Annotated in this window: 25 protein-coding genes; 12 read left to right on the top strand and 13 right to left on the bottom strand. The window is 69.5% G+C overall.

What is annotated here, in order from left to right; all coding sequences use genetic code 11:
• The first annotated feature begins 14 nt into the window (after positions 1-14).
• The 3 genes from LOZ83_RS39305 (at position 15) to LOZ83_RS39295 (ending at position 3,344) form a co-directional block, all read left to right on the top strand.
• Positions 15-1,472, top strand: a complete 1,458-nt coding sequence (locus LOZ83_RS39305; RefSeq protein WP_236797023.1) for an NCS2 family permease — start codon at positions 15-17, stop codon at positions 1,470-1,472.
• 55 nt (positions 1,473-1,527) lie between these two features.
• Positions 1,528-1,950, top strand: coding sequence for a MarR family winged helix-turn-helix transcriptional regulator (locus LOZ83_RS39300; RefSeq protein WP_236797075.1), 423 nt, complete (start codon positions 1,528-1,530; stop codon positions 1,948-1,950).
• A gap of 113 nt (positions 1,951-2,063) precedes the next feature.
• The gene (locus LOZ83_RS39295) at positions 2,064-3,344 is read left to right on the top strand and encodes an MFS transporter (protein ID WP_236797022.1); all 1,281 of its coding nucleotides are present in this window, start codon (positions 2,064-2,066) and stop codon (positions 3,342-3,344) included.
• Positions 3,345-3,350: 6 nt separating this feature from the next.
• Here the strand turns inward: LOZ83_RS39295 and LOZ83_RS39290 are convergent, their stop codons facing one another.
• Positions 3,351-4,310: a hypothetical protein gene (locus tag LOZ83_RS39290; RefSeq protein WP_236797021.1), complete on the bottom strand. Its 960-nt coding sequence runs from the start codon at positions 4,308-4,310 to the stop codon at positions 3,351-3,353.
• Between the two features lie 134 nt (positions 4,311-4,444).
• Here LOZ83_RS39290 and LOZ83_RS39285 point away from each other — a divergent pair, with 134 nt between their 5' ends.
• The gene (locus LOZ83_RS39285) at positions 4,445-4,693 is read left to right on the top strand and encodes a winged helix-turn-helix domain-containing protein (RefSeq protein ID WP_236797020.1); all 249 of its coding nucleotides are present in this window, start codon (positions 4,445-4,447) and stop codon (positions 4,691-4,693) included.
• A gap of 134 nt (positions 4,694-4,827) precedes the next feature.
• Here LOZ83_RS39285 and LOZ83_RS39280 read toward each other — a convergent pair whose 3' ends face one another.
• The 4 genes from LOZ83_RS39280 to LOZ83_RS39265 form a co-directional block, all read right to left on the bottom strand.
• Positions 4,828-5,586, bottom strand: coding sequence for an arylamine N-acetyltransferase (locus tag LOZ83_RS39280; RefSeq protein WP_236797019.1), 759 nt, complete (start codon positions 5,584-5,586; stop codon positions 4,828-4,830).
• A 95-nt stretch (positions 5,587-5,681) separates the two neighbouring features.
• Positions 5,682-6,302, bottom strand: coding sequence for a superoxide dismutase (locus tag LOZ83_RS39275; RefSeq protein WP_236797018.1), 621 nt, complete (start codon positions 6,300-6,302; stop codon positions 5,682-5,684).
• A gap of 161 nt (positions 6,303-6,463) precedes the next feature.
• Positions 6,464-7,120: a heme oxygenase (biliverdin-producing) gene (locus tag LOZ83_RS39270; RefSeq protein ID WP_236797017.1), complete on the bottom strand. Its 657-nt coding sequence runs from the start codon at positions 7,118-7,120 to the stop codon at positions 6,464-6,466.
• A 44-nt stretch (positions 7,121-7,164) separates the two neighbouring features.
• Positions 7,165-8,664: a glutamate--cysteine ligase gene (locus tag LOZ83_RS39265; protein ID WP_236797016.1), complete on the bottom strand. Its 1,500-nt coding sequence runs from the start codon at positions 8,662-8,664 to the stop codon at positions 7,165-7,167.
• Between the two features lie 196 nt (positions 8,665-8,860).
• On the opposite strand from LOZ83_RS39265, the gene LOZ83_RS39260 reads away from it, so the two are divergent.
• From LOZ83_RS39260 to LOZ83_RS39250, 3 genes are read left to right on the top strand one after another with little or no spacing between them, the layout of a single operon-like run.
• The gene (locus LOZ83_RS39260) at positions 8,861-9,664 is read left to right on the top strand and encodes an RNA methyltransferase (RefSeq protein WP_236797015.1); all 804 of its coding nucleotides are present in this window, start codon (positions 8,861-8,863) and stop codon (positions 9,662-9,664) included.
• A 40-nt stretch (positions 9,665-9,704) separates the two neighbouring features.
• On the top strand, positions 9,705-10,325 hold the full coding sequence (locus LOZ83_RS39255; RefSeq protein ID WP_236797014.1) for a DUF2537 domain-containing protein: 621 nt from the start codon (positions 9,705-9,707) through the stop codon (positions 10,323-10,325).
• Positions 10,326-10,340: 15 nt separating this feature from the next.
• Positions 10,341-10,688, top strand: a complete 348-nt coding sequence (locus LOZ83_RS39250) for an MmcQ/YjbR family DNA-binding protein (RefSeq protein WP_236797013.1) — start codon at positions 10,341-10,343, stop codon at positions 10,686-10,688.
• Positions 10,689-10,692: 4 nt separating this feature from the next.
• On the opposite strand, the gene sepH is transcribed toward LOZ83_RS39250, so the two are convergent.
• Positions 10,693-11,529 (bottom strand): septation protein SepH, encoded by an 837-nt coding sequence (gene sepH, locus LOZ83_RS39245; RefSeq protein ID WP_236797012.1) that lies wholly within the window; start codon positions 11,527-11,529, stop codon positions 10,693-10,695.
• Between the two features lie 244 nt (positions 11,530-11,773).
• Between sepH and LOZ83_RS39240 the strand changes: the two genes are divergently transcribed.
• A complete protein-coding gene (locus LOZ83_RS39240; protein WP_236797011.1) occupies positions 11,774-12,889 on the top strand; it encodes a glycosyltransferase 87 family protein in 1,116 nt (371 codons plus the stop codon).
• On the opposite strand, the gene serC is transcribed toward LOZ83_RS39240, so the two are convergent.
• The 7 genes from serC to LOZ83_RS39205 all read right to left on the bottom strand — a co-directional run bounded on the left by serC (position 12,794) and on the right by LOZ83_RS39205 (position 19,881).
• Complete coding sequence (serC, locus tag LOZ83_RS39235; RefSeq protein WP_236797010.1) at positions 12,794-13,918, bottom strand: phosphoserine transaminase; 1,125 nt, start codon at positions 13,916-13,918, stop codon at positions 12,794-12,796. The two genes, LOZ83_RS39240 and serC, sit on opposite strands and share 96 nt — an antisense overlap.
• A gap of 12 nt (positions 13,919-13,930) precedes the next feature.
• Positions 13,931-15,277 (bottom strand): serine hydrolase, encoded by a 1,347-nt coding sequence (locus LOZ83_RS39230; protein ID WP_236797009.1) that lies wholly within the window; start codon positions 15,275-15,277, stop codon positions 13,931-13,933.
• Positions 15,278-15,298: 21 nt separating this feature from the next.
• Complete coding sequence (locus LOZ83_RS39225) at positions 15,299-15,919, bottom strand: response regulator transcription factor (protein ID WP_236797008.1); 621 nt, start codon at positions 15,917-15,919, stop codon at positions 15,299-15,301.
• Positions 15,916-17,052 (bottom strand): sensor histidine kinase, encoded by a 1,137-nt coding sequence (locus tag LOZ83_RS39220; protein ID WP_236797007.1) that lies wholly within the window; start codon positions 17,050-17,052, stop codon positions 15,916-15,918. The genes LOZ83_RS39225 and LOZ83_RS39220 overlap by 4 nt, the downstream gene beginning before the upstream one ends.
• Positions 17,049-17,831, bottom strand: a complete 783-nt coding sequence (locus LOZ83_RS39215; RefSeq protein WP_236797006.1) for an ABC transporter permease — start codon at positions 17,829-17,831, stop codon at positions 17,049-17,051. Before LOZ83_RS39215 ends, LOZ83_RS39220 begins: the two co-directional genes overlap by 4 nt.
• Positions 17,828-18,655, bottom strand: a complete 828-nt coding sequence (locus tag LOZ83_RS39210; protein ID WP_236797005.1) for an ABC transporter ATP-binding protein — start codon at positions 18,653-18,655, stop codon at positions 17,828-17,830. The genes LOZ83_RS39215 and LOZ83_RS39210 overlap by 4 nt, the downstream gene beginning before the upstream one ends.
• 83 nt (positions 18,656-18,738) lie before the next feature.
• Positions 18,739-19,881 (bottom strand): citrate synthase 2, encoded by a 1,143-nt coding sequence (locus LOZ83_RS39205; protein ID WP_236797004.1) that lies wholly within the window; start codon positions 19,879-19,881, stop codon positions 18,739-18,741.
• A gap of 251 nt (positions 19,882-20,132) precedes the next feature.
• Between LOZ83_RS39205 and LOZ83_RS39200 the strand changes: the two genes are divergently transcribed.
• Genes LOZ83_RS39200 through LOZ83_RS39185 form a run of 4 tightly spaced genes read left to right on the top strand, consistent with a single transcriptional unit; the run spans position 20,133 to position 23,137 of the window.
• Positions 20,133-20,435, top strand: a complete 303-nt coding sequence (locus tag LOZ83_RS39200) for an urease subunit gamma (RefSeq protein ID WP_236797003.1) — start codon at positions 20,133-20,135, stop codon at positions 20,433-20,435.
• 10 nt (positions 20,436-20,445) lie between these two features.
• Positions 20,446-20,739, top strand: coding sequence for an urease subunit beta (locus LOZ83_RS39195; protein ID WP_236797002.1), 294 nt, complete (start codon positions 20,446-20,448; stop codon positions 20,737-20,739).
• Positions 20,739-22,457, top strand: a complete 1,719-nt coding sequence (locus LOZ83_RS39190; protein ID WP_236797001.1) for an urease subunit alpha — start codon at positions 20,739-20,741, stop codon at positions 22,455-22,457. Before LOZ83_RS39195 ends, LOZ83_RS39190 begins: the two co-directional genes overlap by 1 nt.
• Positions 22,457-23,137 carry an urease accessory protein UreF gene (locus LOZ83_RS39185; RefSeq protein ID WP_236797000.1) on the top strand — a complete coding sequence of 227 codons (681 nt, stop codon included), beginning with the start codon at positions 22,457-22,459 and terminating at the stop codon, positions 23,135-23,137. The genes LOZ83_RS39190 and LOZ83_RS39185 overlap by 1 nt, the downstream gene beginning before the upstream one ends.

Below are 23,137 nucleotides of genomic sequence, written 5' to 3'. Positions count from 1 at the left end.
TGGGAAGGCTACCGATGACTCTGCAGCAGACGCGATCCACGCTGGACCGGTTCTTCAAGATCAGTGAACGTGGGTCGACGACGGGGCGCGAGATTCGCGGCGGCCTGGTCACCTTCGTGACGATGGCGTACATCGTCGTGCTGAACCCGCTGATCATCGGCAGCTTCTCGCCGACGGACGCGGGCGCGCACAAGGACGTGCTCGGCGGCATCCTGCCGGTCCCGCAGGTCGCGGCGGTGACCGCGCTGGTCGCGGGCGTGATGACGATCCTGATGGGGCTCGTCGCGCAGTACCCGTTCGCGATCGCCACCGGCCTCGGCATCAACAGCCTGGTCGCGGTCACCATCGCGCCCCAGGTGACCTGGCCCGAGGCGATGGGCCTGGTCGTGATCGAGGGCCTGATCATCGTGCTGCTGGTGCTCACCGGCTTCCGCACCGCCGTGTTCCGGGCCGTGCCGGCCGCGCTGAAATCGGCGATCGCGGTCGGGATCGGCCTGTTCATCTGCTTCATCGGCCTGGTCGACGCCGGGTTCGTGCGCCGGCTGCCGGACGCGGCGAACACCACGGTCCCGGTCGGGCTCGGCATCAGCGGTTCGATCGCGTCGTGGCCCACGCTCGTGTTCGTCGTCGGCCTGCTGCTGACCGGCACCCTGGTCGCGAAGAAGATCCGCGGCGGCATCCTGATCGGCGTGCTCGGCACGACCGTGCTGGCGATCATCGTCGAGTCCATCGTGCACGCGGGACCGTCCAACGGCACCAACCCGAAGGGCTGGAACCTCGGCTACCCGGCGCTGCCGGACCAGGTCGTCGGCCTGCCGGACCTGTCGCTCGTCGGCGATGTGTCGTTCGGCGCCTGGACCCGGCTGCCGATCATCACCGTCGTGCTGTTCGTGTTCACCCTGGTGCTGGCCGACTTCTTCGACGCGATGGGCACGATGACGGGGCTGGCCAAGGAAGCCGGGCAGCTCGGCCCGGACGGCCAGCTGCCCCGCGTCGGGCGCGCGCTGTTCATCGAGGGGCTCGCCGGGGCCGCCGGCGGGTTCGGCTCGGCCAGCTCCAACACCGTGTTCGTCGAGTCCGCGTCCGGCATCGCCGAGGGGGCGCGCACCGGGCTCGCCAACATCGTCACCGGAGTGCTGTTCCTCGCCGCGATGTTCCTCACCCCGCTGTACGAATCGGTGCCGGTCGAAGCGGCCGCCCCGGCGCTCGTCGTGGTCGGCGCGCTGATGATCGCGCAGGTCCGCGACATCGACTTCACCGATTTCTCCATCGCGCTGCCGGCGTTCCTGACGATCGTGGTCATGCCGTTCACCTACTCGATCGCCAACGGCATCGGCGCCGGCTTCATCAGCTATGTCGTGATCCAGTCGGTCACCGGAAAGGTGCGGCGCGTGCACCCGCTGATGTGGGTGATCGCGGTCGCGTTCGTCGCCTACTTCGCGGTCGGCCCGATCCAGGACGCGCTGCGGTGACGGGACACACGGACCACTCCCGCCGATCGTAAGGTATGCTAACTAAGTGTCCGAAATGCGTGAGCCCACGCTGGCCAGCCGGTTGCGGCTTGCCGTCGTCCGGCTGAACCGCAAGCTCCGGGCGCAGCGGGCCAACGAGAACGTCTCGCTGACGCAGATCGCCGCACTGTCCACTTTGTACAAATGCGGGGCGCTCACGCCCGGCAGGCTGGCGGCGAAGGAAGGCGTGCAGCCACCGTCGATGACGCGGGTCATCGCGGCGCTCGAGGAGATGGGTTACGTCGAGCGCACGCCGCATCCCACGGACGGGCGCCAGTCGATCGTCGCGCTCACCACGGCGGGGAAGTCGTTCATCGAGGCGACGATCTCCGTGCGCGAGGCGTGGTTGGACCGGAAGCTGGCGGAACTGAGCGGCGACGAGCGAGAAGTGCTCGATCGCGCCGCCGAGATCATCGACAGAATGGCGGGGAACGAGTAACGGTGCGGCAAGACACGGGTAGCCACGCGAAGTCATATCCGACAACGACAGCTACCCGGGGTCAGGCCCCACCGGCCGCCCAGGCGCCATCGAACGAGCCGGGCAAGCCCAGCATGTTCGCCTCGCTGCGGGTGCGGAACTACCGGTTGTTCTTCTCCGGCCAGGTGATCTCCAACATCGGCACCTGGATGCAGCGCATCGCGCAGGACTGGCTGGTGTTCCAGCTGTCCGGCAACAACCCGATCGCGCTCGGCATCGCCGTCGCGCTCCAGTTCACCCCGACCGTGCTGCTTTCGCTGTGGGCCGGCGTGCTCGCCGACCGGGTCGACAAGCGCAAGCTGTGCATCCTCGTGCAGACCGGGATCGGCGTGCAGGCGCTGGTGCTCGGGCTGCTCGACGTGAGCGGGCTGGTCGCGCTGTGGCAGGTGTACCTGCTTTGCTTCGTGCTCGGCATCTTCAGCGCCCTCGACGTGCCCGCGCGGCAGTCGTTCGTCGCGGAGATGGTGGGGCGCAAGCAGATCTCGAACGCGGTCGCGCTGAACTCGTCGGTGTTCAACATGGCCCGGATCGTCGGGCCCGCGATCGCCGGGTTCGCGATCACCTGGATCGGCACCGGCTGGATGTTCCTGGCCAACTCGGTCAGCACCATCGGCGTGATCACCGGGCTGCTGCTGATGAACCCCGACAAGCTGTTTCGGGGGCCGGCGGTGGTGCGGGCGAAGGGGCAGCTGCGCGAGGGGCTCGAATACGTGCGCGCGCGGTCGGACCTGGTGGCGTTGATGGTGCTGGTGTTCTTCGTCAGCACGTTCGGGATCACGTTCTTCACGTCGCTGGCGATCGTGGCCGGCAATGTCTTCGGCACCCAGGCCGACGGGTACGGCCTGCTGTCCACGCTGCTCGCGGTCGGCACGTTCACCGGGTCGCTGATGGCGGCGCGGCGCGGGGCCAAGGGGCGGCCACGGGTGCGGCTGCTGCTGATGGCGGCGTTCGGGCTCGGCGCGGTCGAGTTCGCGACCGGGTTCATGCCGACCTATCTGGCGTTCGGGCTCGGACTGATCCCGCTCGGCTTCGCGACGATCACGTTCCTCAACACGGCGAACTCGCTGGTCCAGACCGCGGTGAGCGCGGAGATGCGCGGCCGGGTGATGGGGTTGTACGTGCTGGTGCTGATCGGTGGCAACCCGATCGGCGGGCCGATGGTCGGGTGGATGGCGGAGACGTTCGGTGGCCGGTCACCGTTCTTGATCGGTGGCGTGGTTTCGGCGCTGGCCGCCGTCCTGTGTGCGATCGCGCTGGCCCGGCGCGGTGGCCTCGACGTCCGGTACCGGCTCACGGGCCTGCGGGTCCTGTTCTCCAGCGGCCGCGCGACATCGCCCTCCCGCCACACCGCCTGACCCCGGTCAGCCGGCCAGGAGGCGGGGGACCACGGACTCGGCGAGGGCCTTCAGGGAGTGGCCGGTGCCGGTGAAGGCGAGTTCCTGCGAGGTGTCGTCGCTGAGCTTGACTGCCACCAGGCTGTCCGTGATCAGGGCGGGGCGGCCGGCGAGCCGGTCGGGGAAGACGCGCGGTGACACCGAGTCCGTGTAGGCCGCCTGGATGCCGCGGACCGTGCACCGGCCATCGCTGTAGGGCCGTGGCGTGCCGCCGAGTTCGCGGGTCAGGGCCGCGCACAGCTGCCACGAGATCATCGGCCACGGCAGGTCCGTGATCGCGGCCGGTGCCGGATGCTCGACGGGAATCGAGCCGTCCTTGCCGGCCGCCGGCAGCGCGGGCCCCGGTTTTGTCGTCGCCGCAACGACTTCCGCCGCGACGGACTCGGTCAGCTGGTCGAGCGCCGGGGCGCTGCCACTCAGTTCGACCCGCAGGAACGGCTTGATCTGGTCGGATCCCGGGCGGTCGGCGAGCTGCGTGTCGAGCCGGGTGTTGACGTACGGCGGCAGGTACTCGAGCCGGGCCGCGCGGCCCGAGACCTCGATGTCGTGCGGGTCCTGCAGGTTCGCCGGGGAGTCGGTCAGCGCGAGCGTGACGTCCGTGTTCGCGGTGACGACGTGGCAGCTGGCCCCGCGGACCTCGCGGAGCGCCTTGCCGCCGAGCAGCGCCTCCCAGCGGTCCTGGCCGAGCGACTGGCACAGCACCTGCCCCGCCGTGTCGGGCGGGAGCGCCACGACCAGCTCGCCCGCCGGCATCGGCACCGGCCGCAACGCCTTGCCGTCCTTGGTCGGCCACACGGCGGGCAGGGCGCGCGTGACGGTGGGATGGTCGTCGTCGGCTCTGGCCCACAGATAGCCCGCCGCGGTGGCGACGCCCGCGAAGGAGAACAGCACTGCCAGCACGATTCCCAGTACCGTCGACGTCTTCACGCCCCGGAGGCTACCGACCAGTCAAGTCCGCCCTCGCAGGGTGGTGCCACGATCGTGTCGGTCTGAAGCTCTATGTATGACTACACAGCTTGCGGCGAATTCGGGTAGCTGGGTCCATCTCTACCGTACTGTGCATGACGTCGAGGTTCGAAGTGGACCCAGGTGCGCCGGAGTACGTGTACGTCCAGGTTGCCAACCACATCGCCGACCGGATCGGCTCGGGTGACCTGCCAGTCAAGGGCCGGTTGCCCGGTGAGCGCGACCTGGCGGAGGAGTACGGCGTTTCCTTCGGGACCATGCGCAAGGCGACCGAGTTGCTGCGTGAGCGCGGTCTGATCACGACCTTGCACGGCAAGGGCAGCTACATCGTGAAGAAGCCTTGAATCACCCCTTGCCCCGAGCATTGAGGTTAGGCTAACCTCACTCTTGTCCGCTTCGTGGTGGGAGCGGCAGTCAGTTCGGGAACGGACGGGGCCCTGTCGCCGGGAGCGATTCCGGTGACAGGGCCCCGTTCACGTCAGAACGAAGCGGCCGCGGGCGCCTCCGCCAGCTCGATCCCGAAGTACGCGCGGTAGGCGTCGACGATCTCGTCCGAAGCCAGCTTCCGCTCGACCCGTTTGCCGTCGGTGGTCTCGATCAGCAGGTCGCCGGCCAGCGTGACCCGGCCAGCCGGGGTCGGGAGCGTGCACAGCAGGTTCTTCGTGAAGTTCGAGTCCGGGGACGTCGCCTGCCACCAGCAGGTCGGCCCGAAGTCGGACAGCTCCCGCGGCCGCTGCTCCACCTTGTACGCGGGCTCGCCGTTGTGCCGGACCTCGACGTCCCCGCCCGGCACGTCCAGCAACAGGAACTCGCCCTCGGTGTCGGCCTGGGGCTCGCAGGCGGTCATCCGCAGCGGCCGGCGGGCGAACCGGCCGAAGCCGACGTCCACCAGCCACGGCTCGTCGAGGTCGACCCGCAACGCCAGATGGTCGAACGGCGGGGTCCACCGGCCACCGGCGAACACTCGCCCGGACAACAGCGAGACCTCGAAACCCAGCTCCCGCAACAAAACCGCGAACGCGCCGTTCAACTCGTAACAGAATCCGCCGCGCCGCCGCTGAACGAGCTTCCCGAACAGCGCGTCCTCGTCGAGCACGATCCGTTCCCGCAGGTGCACGCTCAGGTTCTCGAACGGCACCGTCATGACGTGCCGTTCGTGCAGTTCGGCCAGGGCTTCCGCGCTCGGCGTGGCAGGCCGGTCAGCACCGATGCGAGCGAGGTAAGCGGCAACGTCCATACCGCCACATTCGCATCTCCACCACGGTGGAGGTCAACCCGGAAAACAAAACGGGGCCCTTCCCATCAGGAAGGACCCCGCACCGCGAAACCCTGTCAGAGGAGCAGGCCGTTGCCGCCGGAGACGGCGTTGTCGAACCGCTTGCTGACCTCGGCCCAGTTGTAGATGTTCCAGAGCGCCTTGACGTAGTCCGCCTTGACGTTCTTGTAGTCGAGGTAGAACGCGTGCTCCCACACGTCGACCAGCAGGATCGGCACGGTCGGCAGGATCAGGTTGTTGTGGTGGTCGCGCAGCTGCTGGGTGATCAGCGTCTTGCCGATCGGGTCCCACGACAGCGCGGCCCAGCCGTTGCCCTGGATGGTGGTGGCGACGGCGGTGAACTGCGCCTGGAACTTGTCCCAGGAGCCGAACGCGTCGTCGATCGCCTGGCCGAGCTCGCCGGTCGGCTTGTCGCCGCCTTCGGGGGAAAGGATCTTCCACCACACGACGTGGTTGGCGTGACCGGCCAGGTTGAAGGCCAGCGTGGTCTCCAGCCCGACGATCGACCCGAAGTCACCCTTGTCGCGCGCCTCGGCGATCTTGTCCAGGGTGTCGTTCGAGCCCTTGACGTAGGTGGCGTGGTGCTTGCTGTGGTGCAGCTCGTTGATCTGAGCCGAGATGTGCGGAGCCAGCGCGCCGTAGTCGTAGTCCAGATCGGGAAGCGTGTACCGGGCCATCAGCCCTCCTTCTGCTCTGTGCGCGAAATCCCTGTGCCACCAAACCTAGTAGCAACCGTATCGGGTGGCTAACCGGGGACGCGGCGATCCACACCCCGGGAAGTTCCCACCGTTACCCTGCAATCTCCACCATGCTGGAGGTCAACGGCGTGTGGGTCTGATCACGCCGCGGGTTCGGCCGCGAGGTCGGCGAGCATCGCGATGTTGAACTCGAACGCCACCAGCGTCTCGGTCAGGATGCGCTGCCGCTCGGCCCCGTCCCACGGTGCTTCGTCAAGCAGGGCGCGGTAGCGCTTGCGGAACGCGGGCACGCTGTCGAGCTCGAAGTGGTAGAAGAGCGCGCCGGGTCCCTCGATCCCGTAGGTGCCCTTGAGCAGTTTCCGCACCGACTGGCCGCCGGCGAGGTCGCCGAGGTAGCGGGTGTAGTGGTGGGCGACGTAACCGCCGGGCCAGTCGAACGCGACGGTCCGGATGCGACGGACGTAGTCCTCCGTCGCCGGTACCGGTTCGATCCGCTCGGCCCAGTCCTCGCCCATCAGGAACGCCAGATCGGCGGCCAGCGCGGGTCCCCGGCGCAGCTCGTCGAACACGAAGGTGCCGCCGACCGGGTCCGTGGCCTGCGCGTCGGACGCTTCCTCGATCGCCTGGTACACGAAGTGGTACTGGGCCGCGAGGCGGGCGTAGGACGCCAGCGCCAGCCTGCTGTCGAAGAGGGCGGACATGAACGCCGAGTTGTGGGCGCGCTCGTGCACGCCCCGGGTGGACTCGCGCATCATCGTCGAAAACGGAGTCTGCTCAACTGTCAGGGGAGCCGCCATGATCCCGAGCGTAAGCGAGCACGCGTACTTAGGCTAGCCTAAGTTCAAAGATTCACCGGCCAGGTGTGCACCGGCTCCTCGGTCGCGGCGAGCCCGACATACCGGGTGAGCATCTGGGAAAGCGCTGTCTCGCGATCGGAACCCCGGCGCTGGGCCAGTTCCACCGTCTGCCGCTGCCAGGTCGCCCCGTTGCGGCGGGCGAGGCAGCGCTGCTCGATGACACCCAGATATCGCTCGATCGAGGCCTCGGCCACGTCCGCCGTGCGCAGCCCCGCGTAGGCCAGCGGCAGCAGCACGCGCAGGGTCAGCTCGTCCGGTGGGACCCAGCCGATCCCCGGCCAGTACAGCTGCGCGTCGAACCCGTAGCGCGCACCGGCGTACAGGTTCTCCTCGGCGGCCTGAAACGACATCTGTGTCCATAAAGGACGTTCCGCTTCGGCGAGTGCGCGCTGGGCGCCGTAGAAGAACGCCGCGTTGGCCATCATGTCGAGCACCGTCGGGCCGGCCGGCAGCACCCGGTTCTCCACGCGCAGGTGCGGTTTCCCGTCCACGACGTCGTAGACCGGGCGGTTCCACCGCCACACCGTCCCGTTGTGCAGCCGCAGCTCGGAAAGTTTCGGTGCCTGCCCGGAATCGAGGGCGTCCACCGGGTCCTCTTCGTCGGTTTCCGGCAGCAGGCCCGGAAAATAACGAACATTCTCTTCGAACAGGTCGAAGATCGAGGTGATCCAGCGTTCGCCGAACCACACCCGCGGCCGTACGCCCTGGTTCTTCAGTTCCTCCGGGCGGGTGTCGGTGGCCTGCAGGAACAGCGGGATGCGGGTCTCGTGCCACAACGCTTTTCCCAGCAGGAACGGCGAGTTCGCACCGATCGCCACCTGCACGCCGGCCAGGCACTGCGCTGCGTTCCAGTGCGCGGCGAACTCTTCGGGGGCGACCTGCAGGTGCAGTTGTAACGACGTGCACGCGGCCTCCGGCAAGATCGACTCCGAGTGCGTACGCAGTCGTTCCGGTTTGTGCCCGGAAAGTTCCGTGCCGTCCAGCGCCAGCACGACGTGTTCGCCACGGGCGGCGAAGATCTGGTCGTTGAGCATCGTGTAGCGGGTCGCGTTGCTGAGCCACTTCTGGTCGAAGTGTTCGTGCTTCAGCGTCGGCAGGATCCCGATCATCGCCAGCTGCGCCCCGGACAGGCCGGCCTTGTCGTCCGCGGCGGACAGGTAGGCGCGCAGGTCCCGTTCGAGTTCGATCGCCGAGTTGCCGGCGAGTGGCCGCGGCGGCACGTTGAGTTCTATGTTGTGCTGGGAGAGTTCGGTGGTGAAGGACGGATTGTCCAGCGAGTCCAGCACTTCCTGGTTCGTCATCGACGGGCGCATCGCGGCGTCGACGAGGTTCAGCTCCAGTTCGAGGCCGATATGTCTTCGCGGGAAGGAAAAACCGCCGTCGCCGAGCATCCGGCCGAGGGTGTCGAGGCATCGCTGGACTTTGCGGCGGTACTTCGCCCGGTCGCGTGGGTTGAAGCCGTCAGCCGAAAGATCCTGGCCCATGCCTTCCCTGCTTCGTTCGTTCCCGGGTCCGCGGGTCTGGGCGGGTGCTGCCCGGCGGACAACAGTTTCACAACAAGGCTCCCGGGGGCTATCGGCCAAACTGGTGCAGTGACATCGGCGCGCCGCCGCGTCGTCCGTTTGCCGTAGCGATACCCGGTTCGTTCGGCCCAATGATCCCGAGGTCAGACTCGTCCCCATGGCGCAACGCATCCCCATCCAGACGGCCGGCGATCCCCGTGCCGACGACTTCCGTCACCTCTCGACAGCGGACCGCCGGCCGGACCGTCCCGGCGGGCGCGGGTTCGTCATCGCCGAGGGCACGGTCGTCGTCCGGCGGCTGCTGACCTCGCCTTACCCGGTCAGGTCCGTGCTGGGTGTGGCGCGCCGGATCGATGACCTGGAGCCGGACCTCGCCGGCCTCGACGTGCCCGTTTACACGACTTCCGCGGAGGTGATGGCCGAGATCGTCGGTTTCCACCTCAATCGCGGGGTGCTGGCGGTAGCCGACCGCGCCCCGCAACCGGCCCTCGCGGGCATCGTGGCGGCGTCGAAGGTGCTCGCGGTGCTGGAAGGCGTCGGTGACCACGAAAACCTCGGCGCGCTGTTCCGCAACGCGGCCGCGCTCGGCGTCGACGGGGTCCTGCTCGGGCCCGGCTGTTCGGATCCGCTGTACCGGCGCAGTGTGCGGGTATCGATGGGAAACGTCCTCCGAGTCCCGTTCGCCGCGCTCGAGCCATGGCCGGACGGGCTGAACCTGTTGAAGGACAAGGGGTTCCGGGTCGCGGCACTGACCCCGCGGGAAGATTCCGTGCCGCTGCCACAGCTCGCGGCCGACGGCGGGAAGATCGCGTTGCTGCTCGGCTCGGAAGGCCCGGGGCTCACCGCGGACGCGCTCGGGGCGGCTGATGTCGCGGTCCGGATCCCGATGGCCGAAGGAGTTGACTCACTGAATGTCGCCACAGCGGCCGCAGTCGCCTTCTACGAGCTCGCCGGGCGGTAAGTTACTGCCGGACGCAGGCGCTGGACGGGGAGGCACACGCGTGGAGTTGCGGATCCGCGGGGAGCGGGCCGTGCTGAAGGGGCACGGTGAGGCGTACACGCGCGAAATCGATCCGCACACGCTGGCACTCGGCGCCGAGCTGGCCGACGCGCTGCACGAGTGGGCCCGGGTCGCCGCGGCGGTCCGCCGGACCGCCGCCAACGGGGAGCCGGGCGAGGCCGCGGCCGTCGTGTCGCGGCGCGGACGGCAGCTCGCCGCGCGCGTGGCGACCGTGATGGGCAGCCCGGTGTACTACGTCGACCCGGTGACCGACGAGGAGATCGTGGTGCCACCCCTGCCCGCAGCCCACCAGGAGCAAACGCTTGCCCAGCGGCTTTTCGGCCCGGCGGAGATCGGGCACGAACCCACCCCGTGGGGTCCCGGGCTGGTGATCGCGGCGTTCGTCGCGGCCGTGGTGATCACCGCGATGCTCGCGCTCGCGGTCGCGCTGGCCGAGGACACCGCGGGCTGGGTCGTCCTGCTCGCGTCGATCGTGGTGACCGCGGGCCTCGCGCCGTCGCTGTGGCTGGCCCGCCGGATGCCGATCATCCGCTGGATCGCCCTCGGCGGGGCGGCCGGGTGCGTGCTCGCCTGGTTCGGCGTGCTCGCGGTGGCCCTCTGAGCCGATAATCCAGTCATGGACCCGCTCGATTCGCTGCGGAAGCTGTGCCTGGGGTTGCCGGAGACGACGGAACGCCTGAGCCACGGCGAGCCGACGTGGTTCGTGCGCGACAAGAAGACCTTCGTCATGTATGCCGACCACCATCACGACGACCGGCTCGCGTTCTGGTGCGCGGCGCCGCCCGGCGTGCAGGAGGACCTGGTCGCGCAGGAGCCGGATCGGTTCTTCCGGCCCCCGTACGTCGGTCACCGCGGCTGGCTCGGGGTGTGGCTGGACGTGCCGCTCGACTGGACCGAGATCGCCGCGATCGTCACCGACGCCTACCGCGTGATCGCCCCGAAGAAGCTCGTCGCCGAACTCTGACTCGTCAGCCGCGCTGGGAGCGCACGCCCAGCAGGACGTCCTCCCACGCCGGGACCGCGGGGTGGTTCTTCTTCGACTTCGGCTTCGCCGACGCGGCAGGCTTCGCGGGCGGAGCGGGCTTCGGCGGTGCGGCGGGCTTCGGCTCGGGTTCGGCGGGCGGCTCGGGCGCGACGGCCTCGGGCTCCTCGACGACGGGCGCCGGCGGTTCCGGCTCCGCGACCGGCAGCGGCTCGGGTTCGACCGCGCGCAGGGTGCGCGGTGCGCGGTGCGGGTCGAGCAGGTCTTCGGCGTGCTCGTCCAGCGCGTTGACGGTGCCGCCGTGCGCGCCCTGCGCGAACGACCAGTGCGCCGCCATGTCCGAACGCCCGGTCTGCCAGCGCAGCGCGACGACCCACTTGCCGTCGTCGCCCTTCCACGCGTCCCATTCCGCGGACCCGTAGTCCTGGCCGCGCACGCCGAACCCGTACGCCACGACCTCGCCGAGCGTCCGCACGTCCGGCCCGTCCTCGCGCACCGGGTGCGCGGCCTGGGCCAGTTCCGCGAAGCGCGAGCGTTCGAGCAGCACCGGGTACGCGAACCGCTCCACGCGCTGCTCCGGCACCCCCGCGGAGTCCGCCACCTGCTGCACGGATTCGCCCGCCCGGATGCGGGCCTGGATCTCGCGTGGTCGCATCTGACTCTCCAACTCGATTTCGATCTGCCCGAGCCGCGTGATATCGCCCCGTGCGGCCGCGCGCAGTCTTTCATCGGCTGGCAGGATGAAACGCTCGCGGCGCGCCGGGTCTTCGCACACGATGGACTTGCCGTCCTCGTGTATCCCGACAACCCTCAGCGCTCGCATCAGCCGCCTCCTCCGGACTTCACCTTTCCATGGCAACAGTAAGACGGCGCGTCGCCTTGACGGCGCAGGCGCGCCGAGGTGCGGTTGCCAATCCGACCGAAAGTAGGCGGATACGGTCCGCGGCCGACCTGCTCGTAGACACCCGTTTCCGCCGTGGCTGCCGTCGGATTGGCAATGAACGGCGCAGCCCAATTGTTGATCTCAACCGGGGACCGGGCAGGATTACTCCGTGCTGGGGCGAAGAATGCCGGCGATTCTCATCGCCGCGGAAATAGTGCTGATCGTGGTCGTACTCTTGTGGAAACGGGTGGGGGGTCTCGATCTCGACGTCTATCGCCTGGGGGCCAAGGCTTTCTTCACCCATGGCGACGTGTACGGCGTCCTGCCGCCGACGCGGGACGGCACCCACCTGCCGTTCACGTATCCGCCGTTCGCCGCGTTCGCGTTCGCGCCGCTGCTCGTGATTCCGCCGGAGACGGCGCTCATCGCGATGACGGCCCTCTCGGTGCTCGCGCTCGGTGCGGCGCTGGCGGTGGTGTTCAGCCAGTTCGAGCGGCGGCTGCACATCATCGGCCCGGTCGTGCTGGCCGCCCAGGCCATCGCGTTGTTCAGCGAACCGGTGCGCGCGACCCTCGGCTTCGGCCAGATCAACCTGCTGCTCATGCTGCTGGTGACGATCGACCTGCTCGCCCCGTACGAGCGGCGTGGCTACCTCGTCGGGCTCGCCGCGGCGGTGAAGCTCACGCCGCTGGCGTTCCTGCTGTACTTCCTGGTGCGCAGGGACTATCGCTCGGCGGCACGCGCGGCCGGCACGTTCGCGGTGAGCGTGCTCGGGATGTGGGCGATCGCGCCGGACGCGTCGGCCCGGTACTGGACGAAGCTCGTGTTCGACGGCGACCGGGTCGGCGACCCCGGCTACATCGGGAACCAGTCGCTGCGCGGCACGCTCGCGCGGCTCGACCTCGGCCAGTTCTGGTGGCTCATCGCCGCGGTGCTCGTGCTCGCCGCGACGGCCTACGCGATCCACCGCGCCCGGCATCCCGTGCCGGCGATGCTGGCGTGCGCAGTCGGCGCGCTGCTCGTCTCGCCGGTTTCCTGGACACACCACTGGGTGTGGATCGTGCCGGTGATCGGTTTGCTGTACTGGCGAAGACAATGGTGGGCGGCGGTGCCGGCCACCATCGTCTTCTTCGTCAGCCCACTCTGGTACTCGACGTTCTGGCCGCTACAGGAGAGTTACGTGCTCGGCGGCCTGATCCTGTTGCTACTGCTCGGGCAGCCGTTCCACCACGTACTCGATGCAGCTGATCAGCGCGGTGATGTCGCCCGGCTCGATGGCGGGGAACATGCCGACGCGTAGCTGGTTGCGGCCCAGCTTCCGGTACGGCTCGACGTCCACGATCCCGTTGGCGCGCAACGCCTTCGCCACCGCCGCCGCGTCGACCTCGTCGACGAAGTCCACCGTGCCCACGACCTGCGAGCGCAGCGCCGGGTCCTTCACGAACGGCACCGTGTAGCTGGTCTCCTCGGCCCACTCGTACAGCCGGTCCGACGAGTCCTTCGTGCGCGAGACCGTCCAGTCGAGGCCGCCGTTGCCGAGCATCCACTCGATCTGGTCGGCCAGCAGGAACAGCGTGGCCACGGCGGGGGTGTTGTACGTCTGGTCCTTGCGGGAGTTGTCCAGCGCCGTGGTCAGCGACAGGAACTCGGGGATCCAGCGGTCGCTCGCGCCGATCTCGCCGACGCGCTCGATCGCCGCCGGCGACATCAGCGCCAGCCACAGCCCGCCGTCGGAGGCGAACGACTTCTGCGGCGCGAAGTAGTAGACATCGAAGTCCTCGGCCTTGACCGGCAGGCCGCCGGCGCCCGAGGTCGCGTCGATCGCGACGAGCGCGCCCTCGCTGCCCGCGGGCCGGCGCACCGGCACCGCGACGCCCGTCGACGTCTCGTTGTGCGCCCAGCCGACCAGGTCCGTGCCCGGCTCGTAGGCGATCTCGGGGGCGCTGCCCGGCTCGGCCTTCACCACGACCGAGTCACCCAGGAACGGCGCACCGCTGGTCACGGTGGCGAACTTCGACGAGAACTCGCCGTAGGCGAAGTGCTGCGCGCGCTCGCGGACGAGGCCGAACGCGGCGGCGTCCCAGAACGCCGTCGTGCCGCCGTTGCCGAGCACGACCTCGTAGCCCTCCGGCAGGGAGAACAGCTCGGACAATCCCGCGCGCACCCGGCCGACCAGGGACTTCACCGGCTTCTGCCGATGGGAGGTGCCCAGGTAGTCCGCCCCGGAGGCGGCGAGGTTGGCAAGCTGCTCAGCCCGGACCTTCGAGGGCCCGCAGCCGAAGCGCCCGTCGCCGGGCTTGAGTTCAGCGGGGATCGTCAACTCGGTCATGGGCCCAGTCTGTCATGACTGCCAACCCGATTCGTCGACACCGCCGGGGATCGGCGCGGTCGGGTCATAGGGGGTGCGGGTGAAGATGAACGTCGCGAGATCCAGGTGTGACGGAGTGCCGTCGGGCCTGCGGCCGACGCGCAAAGTCTCGCCCGCGTAGTAACCGTCGAGTCCGACCCATTCGTCCGGTCCGGCCGGCCGGAACCGGGACGCGCGGCCGCTCGCCACGGGGCTGAGGTCGAACATTCCACCCGGGACCAGACGTAGGAGGTAGGACGTTGGACCCCAGTGCCAGAGTCCGGTCAGTGTCAGCAGCGAGTGGTCCACCTCGGACGGGCGCCATTCCGTCGGCAGCTTCGGCTCGCGCTCGTCGGCGATCGTGATCAGGTCGACGACCAGCGACAGGATCGCCGGCCCCGACGTGGTGTTGGCCATCGCGAGCGCGCCGGTGCCGGTGCCCGGGTCGATCAGGGTGGTCGCGAGGAAGCCCGGCATGGACCCGGTGTGCCCGGCGAGACGGCGGCCCTCGTGCCGGATCAGCTGCAGGCCGAGTCCGTAGCCCGAGGTCCACGCGTTGCCGTCGTCGACGGTCGCGACTGCGCGCATCTCGGCCATGGTCTCCGGACGTAGGACGTCCCCTGTGTCGCCGCCGATGAACGCGGTGAGGCGAGCCAGATCGGTGACGGTCGACCACAGCTGACCGGCCGGCGCCATCGCGCCCGCGTCCGGACTCGGCTCGGGCAGCAGCAGGTCGGCGAACGGGTGCACCGCGTACCCGTTCGCGTGCCTGCCTTCGGGATGCGGCGTTGTGCGTGACATGCCAAGGGGGGTAAGGATTTCCGCCTGCACGGCGTCGAGCCAGCCGGTGCCGCGGTGGCGTGCGATCAGTTCGCCGAGCACCCCGAAGCCGACGTTGGAGTAGTGGAAGCGGCTGCCCGGCCGGTTCTTCAGGGCGTTCTGGGCGAGGCTCGCCTCCAGTGCCGCCCAGCCGCCGCCGACGCTGCGTTCCCACCACGAGCCGGGCGATTCGGACGTCAGCCCGCCGGTGTGCGACAGCAGCTGGGCGACGGTCGACGAGCCGAACCCGGTGCCCGGCACGTGCTTGTCGAGCGGGTCGTTGAGGTCGAGCCGGCCCTCGTCGCGCAGGCGCATCACGAGCACGGCGACGATGGTCTTGGTGATCGAGCCCAGCCGGTACTGCGTGTCGTCGTCGGGAGCGGCGTCACCGGCGGACCCGCGCGCGCCGGACCACAGCAGTTCCCCATCGCGCACCACGGCGGCGACGATCGAGGGCACGCGTGCGGCCGACTGCTCGGTGGCCAGGCGTCGGAACAGGGCAAACTCGGTGCTGGGCAGCATGGCGACATTCTGCCCGCTGGGTCAGCCCAGTAGCCCCCGGGCCATCGCGGTGGTCACCGCCGCTGTCCGATCGGACACGTCCAGCTTCCCGAACACCCGCAGCAGGTGGGTCTTCACCGTCGCCTCGCCGATGTGCAGCGCGCGGCCGATGTCCGCGTTCGTGCGGCCCTGGGCGACCAGCCGCAGCACCTCGACCTCGCGCGCGGTCAGCAGCTGCTGCGCCGGGCTGCGGACCTGACGCACCAGCTTGCCCGCGACCGACGGCGCCAGCACCGTCTCGCCGCGGGCGGCCGCGCGGATGGCGTCGGCGAGTTCGGTGCGGGAGGCGTCCTTCAGCAGGTACCCGGCCGCGCCGGCTTCGACCGCGCGCAGGATGTCGGCGTCAGTCTCATACGTGGTCAGCACGACGACCCGGCGGGCCGGGGTGTCGCTGAGGATCTTGCGGGTCGCGCCGACCCCGTCCAGGCCGGGCATCCGCAGGTCCATCAGGATCACGTCGGGATCGCGGGCGAGGCTGACCGCGACGGCTTCGTCGCCCGAACCGGCCTCACCGACGACCGTCAGGTCCGGTTCGGCTTCGAGCATCCCGCGCAGCCCCTCCCGGACCACCGGATGATCGTCGACCAGCAGTACCGAGATCACGCGGGCACCTCCACAGCCACGGCCGCACCTTGTCCACAGTGGACGGACAGGCGCCCGCCCACCTGCTCGGCGCGCGCCCGCATCCCGGTCAGCCCGAAGCCTTCGGTGGCCGCCGCCGGATCGAAACCGCGGCCGTCGTCGCGCACGGTGAGCCGGACACAACTGTCCACAGCGGACAGTTCGATCGACACCGCACTCGCCCGCGCGTGCTTGCGGACGTTCGTCAGCGCCTCCTGCGTGGCGCGCAGGAGCACGACCTCGGTGACCGTCCTCAGCACGGGAAGAGGTCCAACGTCGCACGTCACCGCGATGCCCGTCTCCTCGGCGAACCGCTCCGCCTGCCTGCGCACCGCGTCCTCCAGCGTGCCGGCCGTCAGCGCGGACGGCGTCAGCGCGGCGACCATCGCCCGCGCCTCGGTCAGATTCTCCCGCGCGGTGCGGGCGGCGAGGTCGACATGCCGCCGGACCGCGGCCTCGTCGTCCCATTCGGACTCGACCGCCTGCAGCAGCGTGACGATGCTGGTGAAGCCCTGGGCGAGCGTGTCGTGGATCTCGCGCGCCAGCCGTTCCCGCTCGGCGGAGGTGCCCGCCTCGTGGGAGAGGCGGGCCACCTCGGCCCGGCTGGCTTCGAGCTGGTTGATCAGGTCGGCCCGCTCGCGGCTCTGGCGCAGCACCTTTTCGAACCACAGCCCGACGCACACGCTGAACACTGCTAGCAACGCTGTCATCGGCAGCAGTGTGTTCAGCGACGGATCGTGCAGGCCGCTGTGCAGCAGCACCGACAGCACCGGCGTGAGGATCACGATCACGGTCGCCGGCACGGCGACCGGCAGCGGTGTGGCCATGAACAGCATGGGGCACACCGAGAACAGCGCGAACCCGGCGGCCGGATCGGCGAGGATCGCGATCACCGTCAGCACGACCAGGACACCCGCGAACACGGCGGCCCCGCGGCCTTCGAGATCGGACCGGGCGACGAACGTGTAGACCAGGGCGATCGCCACGATCGCGCCCACGCTGACCAGCTTCCAGCGGGTCTCGCCGCCTTCGGCAAGGACCAGGGCCACCGTGACGACCAGGTCCGCGCCGAAGACGACCTGCCACAGCCAGTAGTACCGCTGCCAGGCGTTCACCGGCCGGCGTTCCACCGGAAGGTCAGCCTGCACAACACGAAGCCCGCGATGCACCAGGCGCCGAGGATCAGCGCCACTTTCCCGAGTTCCCATTGTCCCGCCATCTCGTACGCGGCCATCGAATCCGGCAGGAACACCGAGCGGAGGCCCTGGCAGATCCATTTCACCGGGAAGAAAGACGCCACTTCGACCATAACGTGCGGCAGCTGCGTGATGGGTACGACGAACACACCCGAGATGAACTGCAGCGCGATGAACACCAGGTTCATGATCGCGACCGCGCCGGTCACCGAGCGGGCCAGCGAGCTGGCGGCGATACCGAGCAGTGAGCAGGCCGTGATCGCGAGCAGGAACACCCACACGAAGGTCAGCCAGCGCTCCGGCGTCGACGGCAGCTTCAGCCCGAACAGCAGGGACGCGACCACGACCAGCAGGATCGCCTCGGCGAGACTCGCCACCGCGACCAGGATGATCTTCCCGGCGAAGTAGGCCGACGCGGGCAATGGCGTGCCGCGCAGGCGTTTGAGCGTGCCGTCCTCCCGGTCGCTCGCGGTGCCCGTGCCCATGCTGACGAACGACGTCGACACGATGCCGGAACCGATCATGCCGGCGGCGAACACCTGGCCCACCGTGACGCCGGTGTTCTCGAACTGGCCACCGAAGATCGAGCCCAGCAGGATCATCAGGAACCCGGGCAGGGCGAACGTGAACACGACGGCTTCTCTGAGCCGGAAGAACTGTTTGACCTCAACGGCGCCACGTGCCAGTGCGAGACTCATCGGATCAGCTCCAGGTAGATGTCTTCCAGGGTCGGGCGGGTGACGGTGAGATCCGCGAGTTCGCGGCCGTTCGACAGCTGCGTGACGAGCTTGGTGGGGAACGGGGTTTTTTCCTCGTGGCGCCCGTTTTCGTCGCGCCACCGCACGATCGCTTCGTTCCGGGCACCGCCGCCGAGCCCGGCCGGCGTGCCTTCGGCGAGGATCTGCCCGTTCGCTAGCACTGCTACCCGGCCTGCCAGTGCTTCGACCTCGTCGAGATAGTGCGTGGTCAGCAGGATCGTGGTCCCGGTCTCGGACAGGTTCCGGATCAGCGCCCAGAACTGGCGGCGTGCCTCCGGGTCGAACCCGGTGGTCGGCTCGTCGAGGAACAACAGCTCGGGCCGGCCGATGATGCCGAGTGCGACATCGAGCCGCCGGCGCTGCCCGCCCGAGAGCGCCTTGATCCGGCTGCGCGCCTTGTCGGTCAGGCCGACCTGCTCGATCACTTCCTCGGGATCGCGGGGATTCGGGTAGAACAGCGCGAAATGGCGCACGCTCTCGGCGACGGTCAGCTGGGCCGCATCGGTCGCGGTCTGCAGCACGATGCCGATCCGCGCCCGCCAGCCGGCGCCGGCGCCGGCCGGGTCCTCACCGAGCACCCGCACTTCGCCGGCGGTCGCCTTCCGGTGGCCTTCCATGATTTCCACGGTGGTCGTCTTGCCCGCCCCGTTGGGGCCGAGCAGCGCGAACACCTCACCGGTGCCGATGTCGAGGTCCACGCCGCCGACCGCGACGTGGCCCGGGTACTCCTTGCGCAGTCCACGCACACTCACCGCTGGGGTCATGCCCCAAGAATGCGGCTCGGGCGCCCCTGTCCGGGACGCCCGAGCCGTGGAACCTCAGGTCCACCGTTCGGTGGACGGGTGGGTCAGCCGACCTGGTCCCAGCCCTCGACCTCGTGCGGGTGGCGCGGGCCGGGGCCGACGTAGCTGGCCGACGGGCGGACGAGCTTGCCGGTGCGCTTCTGCTCGAGGATGTGCGCCGCCCAGCCCGCGGTACGGGCGGAGGTGAACATCGAGGGCATCATGGCCGGCGGCACCTTCGCGAAGTCCAGGATCACCGCGGCCCAGAACTCGACGTTCGTCTCGATGGGACGGTCGGGGCGCCGCTCGCGCAGCTCCGCCAGCGCGGCCTGCTCCAGCGCTTCCGCGACCTCGTACCGCTCCGCGCCGAGTTCCTTGCAGGTGCGGCGAAGCACGCGGGCACGCGGGTCCTCCGCGCGGTACACGCGATGGCCGAAGCCCATCAGCCGTTCCTTGCGGTCGAGGATGCCCTTGACCAGCTTGCGCGCGTCGCCGATGCGCTCGACCTCTTCGATCATCGGCAGCACCCGGGCCGGCGCCCCACCGTGCAGCGGCCCGGACATCGCGCCGATCGCGCCGGACATCGCGGCCGCGACGTCGGCGCCGGTGGACGCGATCACGCGGGCGGTGAACGTGGAGGCGTTGAGCCCGTGCTCGGCGGCGGACACCCAGTAGGCGTCGAGAGCCTTGACGTGCGCGGGATCCGGCTCGCCGCGCCAGCGGACCATGAACCGCTCGGTGATCGACTTCGCCTCGTCCACGCGGGACTCCGGCACCGCCGGGACGCCGATGCCGCGCGCGGACTGGGCGACGTAGGACAGCGCCATCACCGACGCGCGGGCCACGTTGTCCCGCGCCGTTTCGTCGCTGATGTCCAGCAGCGGCTGGAAACCCCAGATCGGCGCGACCATCGCGAGCGCCGCCTGGACGTCGACCCGCACGTCACCGGTGTGCACGGGCAGCGGGAACGGCTCGGCGGGCGGGAGCGGGGTGCCGAACCGCGCGTCGACCAGCAGGCCCCAGACGTCCCCGAAGCCGACCTTGCCGACCAGGTCCTCGATGTCCACCCCGCGGTAGCGGAGCGAGCCGCCGTTCTTGTCCGGTTCGGCGATTTCGGTGCGGAAGGCGATCACGCCCTCCAGCCCCGGTTTGAAGCCGTCATCCGGCTCCGGGCTGTGGTTGCTCGCAACAGGCGCTGAGGTAGTCACGGTGGGAGACCTTTCGATGCGCGTTCCCCGACAGGTGCTTCAAGTTCACGGTTCGCGCGAGCGATTCGCGGGGGCACGCGCCTCGTCGCACGGATGACCAAACCATGCACCCCGCTGAGCCGGGTGGCAATCGAAAGATGCGGTGGTTTCGGTCACGATTACGAGAACGATTCAGTTCAGACGGCCGATCCCGTGTAAATCCTGTGTTTCTCGGGGGCGCGGGCGCCCGCGCGTGGTGATAGACCTAGCGCATGCACCTCAGCCCGCAGGAACGGGACAAACTGCTCATCCACGTCGCCGCCGACGTGGCGCGGCGCCGGCTCGAGCGCGGGGTCAAGCTCAACTACCCGGAGGCGGTCGCGCTGATCACCGACTACGTGCTGGAGGGCGCGCGGGACGGGCTGGGTGTCACCGATCTCGTGGCGGGCGGGCGCAGTGTGCTCGCGCGGGACCAGGTGCTGCCCGGCATTCCCGAGATGGTCGACTCCGTGCAGGTCGAGGCCACTTTTCCGGACGGCACGAAGCTGGTGACCGTGCACGACCCGATCGTCTGAGGAGGCCCGGATGCGTCCCGGCGAAATCATTCCCGCGCAGGACCCGGTCGAGCTGAACCCCGGCCGGCCACGGATCACGCTGCGCGTGGTCAACACCGGCGACCGGCCCGTGCAGGTCGGCTCGCACTTCCACTTCGCCGAGACCAACGGCGCCCTCGACTTCGACCGGGCCGCCGCGCAGGGGCACCGGCTCGACGTCCCGGCCGGCACGTCCGTCCGGTTCGAACCGGGTGTGGACCGTGAGGTGGACCTGGTTCCCTTGGGAGGCAACAAAATTGTCCCCGGACTACAACGGAAGTCGTGATGAGCGCCATCGATCGTGAGCGGTACGTCGAACTTTTCGGGCCGACCGTCGGGGACCGGATCCGGCTCGCCGACACGGACCTGCTGATCGAGGTCACCGAGGACCGCAGCATGGGTGCCGGCGCGGGCGACGAGGTGATATTCGGCGGCGGCAAGGTGATCCGCGAGTCGATGGGCCAGGGCATGGCCACCCGCGCGGAGGGCGCGCCGGACCTCGTCATCACCGGTGCGGTGATCCTCGACCACTGGGGTGTCGTCAAGGCCGACGTCGGCATCCGTGACGGGCGGATCGTCGGTATCGGCAAGGCGGGCAACCCGGACACGATGGACGGTGTCGATCCCGCGCTGGTGATCGGGCCGTCGACGGAAGTCCTTGCGGGGAACGGGAAAGTCCTCACCGCGGGCGGGATCGACTGCCACGTGCACTTCATCTGCCCGCAGCTGGTGGATACCGCGCTGGCGGCCGGGCTGACGACGCTCGTCGGTGGCGGCACCGGACCGGTCGAGGGCAGCAAGGCCACCACGGTCACGCCCGGCGCCTGGAACCTGGGCCGGATGCTGCGGTCGATGGACGCCATGCCGATCAACATCCTGTTGCTGGGCAAGGGAAACACCGTCCGGCACGAGGCGTTGCGCGAGCAGTTCGAGGCTGGTGCGGGTGGGCTGAAGCTGCACGAGGACTGGGGCTCCACGCCGGCCGCGATCGACGCGGCGCTGACCGTCGCCGGCGAGTACGGCGCGCAGGTCGCCATCCATACCGACACGCTCAACGAGGCGGGGTTCGTCGAGTCCACTGTGGACGCGATCGGCGGCCGGTCGATCAACGCTTACCACACCGAGGGCGCCGGTGGCGGGCACGCGCCGGACATCATCAAGGTCGTCTCGTTGTCCAACGTCCTACCTTCTTCGACGAACCCGACCCGGCCGCACACGGTCAACACCCTCGAAGAACACCTCGACATGCTCGTCGTGTGCCACCACCTGAACCCGTCGGTGCCCGAGGATCTCGCGTTCGCCGAAAGCCGCATCCGGCCGACCACGATCGCCGCCGAGGACGTGCTGCACGATCTGGGCGCGATTTCCATGATCAGCTCGGATTCGCAGGCGATGGGCCGGATCGGCGAGGTGATCATCCGAACCTGGCAGACCGCGCACGTCATGAAGGCGCGCCGCGGCTCGCTGCCCGGCGACGGGGCCGCGGACAACCTGCGGGCTCGCCGCTATGTCGCCAAGTACACGATCAATCCCGCGATCGCGCACGGCATGGCGCACGAGATCGGTTCGGTCGAGGTCGGCAAGCTCGCCGATCTCGTGTTGTGGGAGCCCAAGTTCTTCGGCGTGAAGCCGCATGTCGTGCTGAAGGGCGGGTTCCCGGCGTGGGCCGCGATGGGTGACGCGAACGCGTCGATCCCCACCCCGCAGCCGGTGCTCGCCCGCCCGATGTTCGGCGCCCAGCCGTCCGTCGCGGCCGAGACGAGCCTGCATTTCGTGACCCAGGCGGCGATCGACGCCGATGTCGCCGGGACCTTCGGACTGCGGCGGCGGGTGGTGGCGATCGAGGACACCCGGTCGGTCGGCAAGGCGGACATGGTGCTCAACGACGCGATGCCGGACGTACAGGTGGATCCGGACAGCTTCGCCGTGCACGTCGACGGCGAGCTGATCGAGCCGCAGCCGGTCGCGGAACTTCCGATGGCACAAAGGTATTTTCTGTTCTGATGGACGTCACCGCGCTGCTGCTGGCCGATTCCCGCTTCCCCGGTGGCGGGCACGTCCACTCGGGCGGGCTGGAGGAGGCCGTCGCGCGCAAGCTGATCACCGTCGAGCGGGACCTGCCCGAGTTCCTGCACGGTCGCTTGTGGACGGTCGGACTGATGGCCGCCTCGTTCGCAGCTGCGGCCGCGCATGCCGCCCGGCGTGGTGTCCACAGTGGATACTGGCGGCGGCTGGATGCGGAGCTGGACGCGCGTACACCCTCGGTCGCGCAGCGGGAAGCGTCGCGGGCGCAAGGCCGCGGCACCGCGCGAGCGGGACGGATCGCCTGGCCGGCGGTCGCCGAACTGCTGGCCGTGACCCCGCGCCCGCATCATCCGATCATCACCGGCGCGCTCGCCGGAGCCGGCGGCAGCCTGCCGCGCGACGCGGCACTCGCCGTCGCGTACCTCGCGGTGAGCGGGCCGGCGAGCGCGGCGGTGCGGTTGCTCGGGTTCGACCCGTTGCACGTCAACGCGATGGTGGCACGATTGGCACCGGCACTCGAAGCGGTCGCCGACGAGGCCGCCGTGACAGCGGGTGCCGACCCGTCGGAGCTGCCCGCGCCCGGCGCGCCCGCGCTGGACCTGCTCGCCGAAGCGCATCTTCGGCATCACAAGGAAGAGGTGCGTCTCTTTGCCAGTTGA

Source organism: Amycolatopsis sp. GM8 (genome assembly GCF_021653975.1).
In the GTDB taxonomy this organism is placed as follows: domain Bacteria; phylum Actinomycetota; class Actinomycetes; order Mycobacteriales; family Pseudonocardiaceae; genus Amycolatopsis_E.
This window is presented reverse-complemented; position numbering and strand designations above follow the sequence as displayed.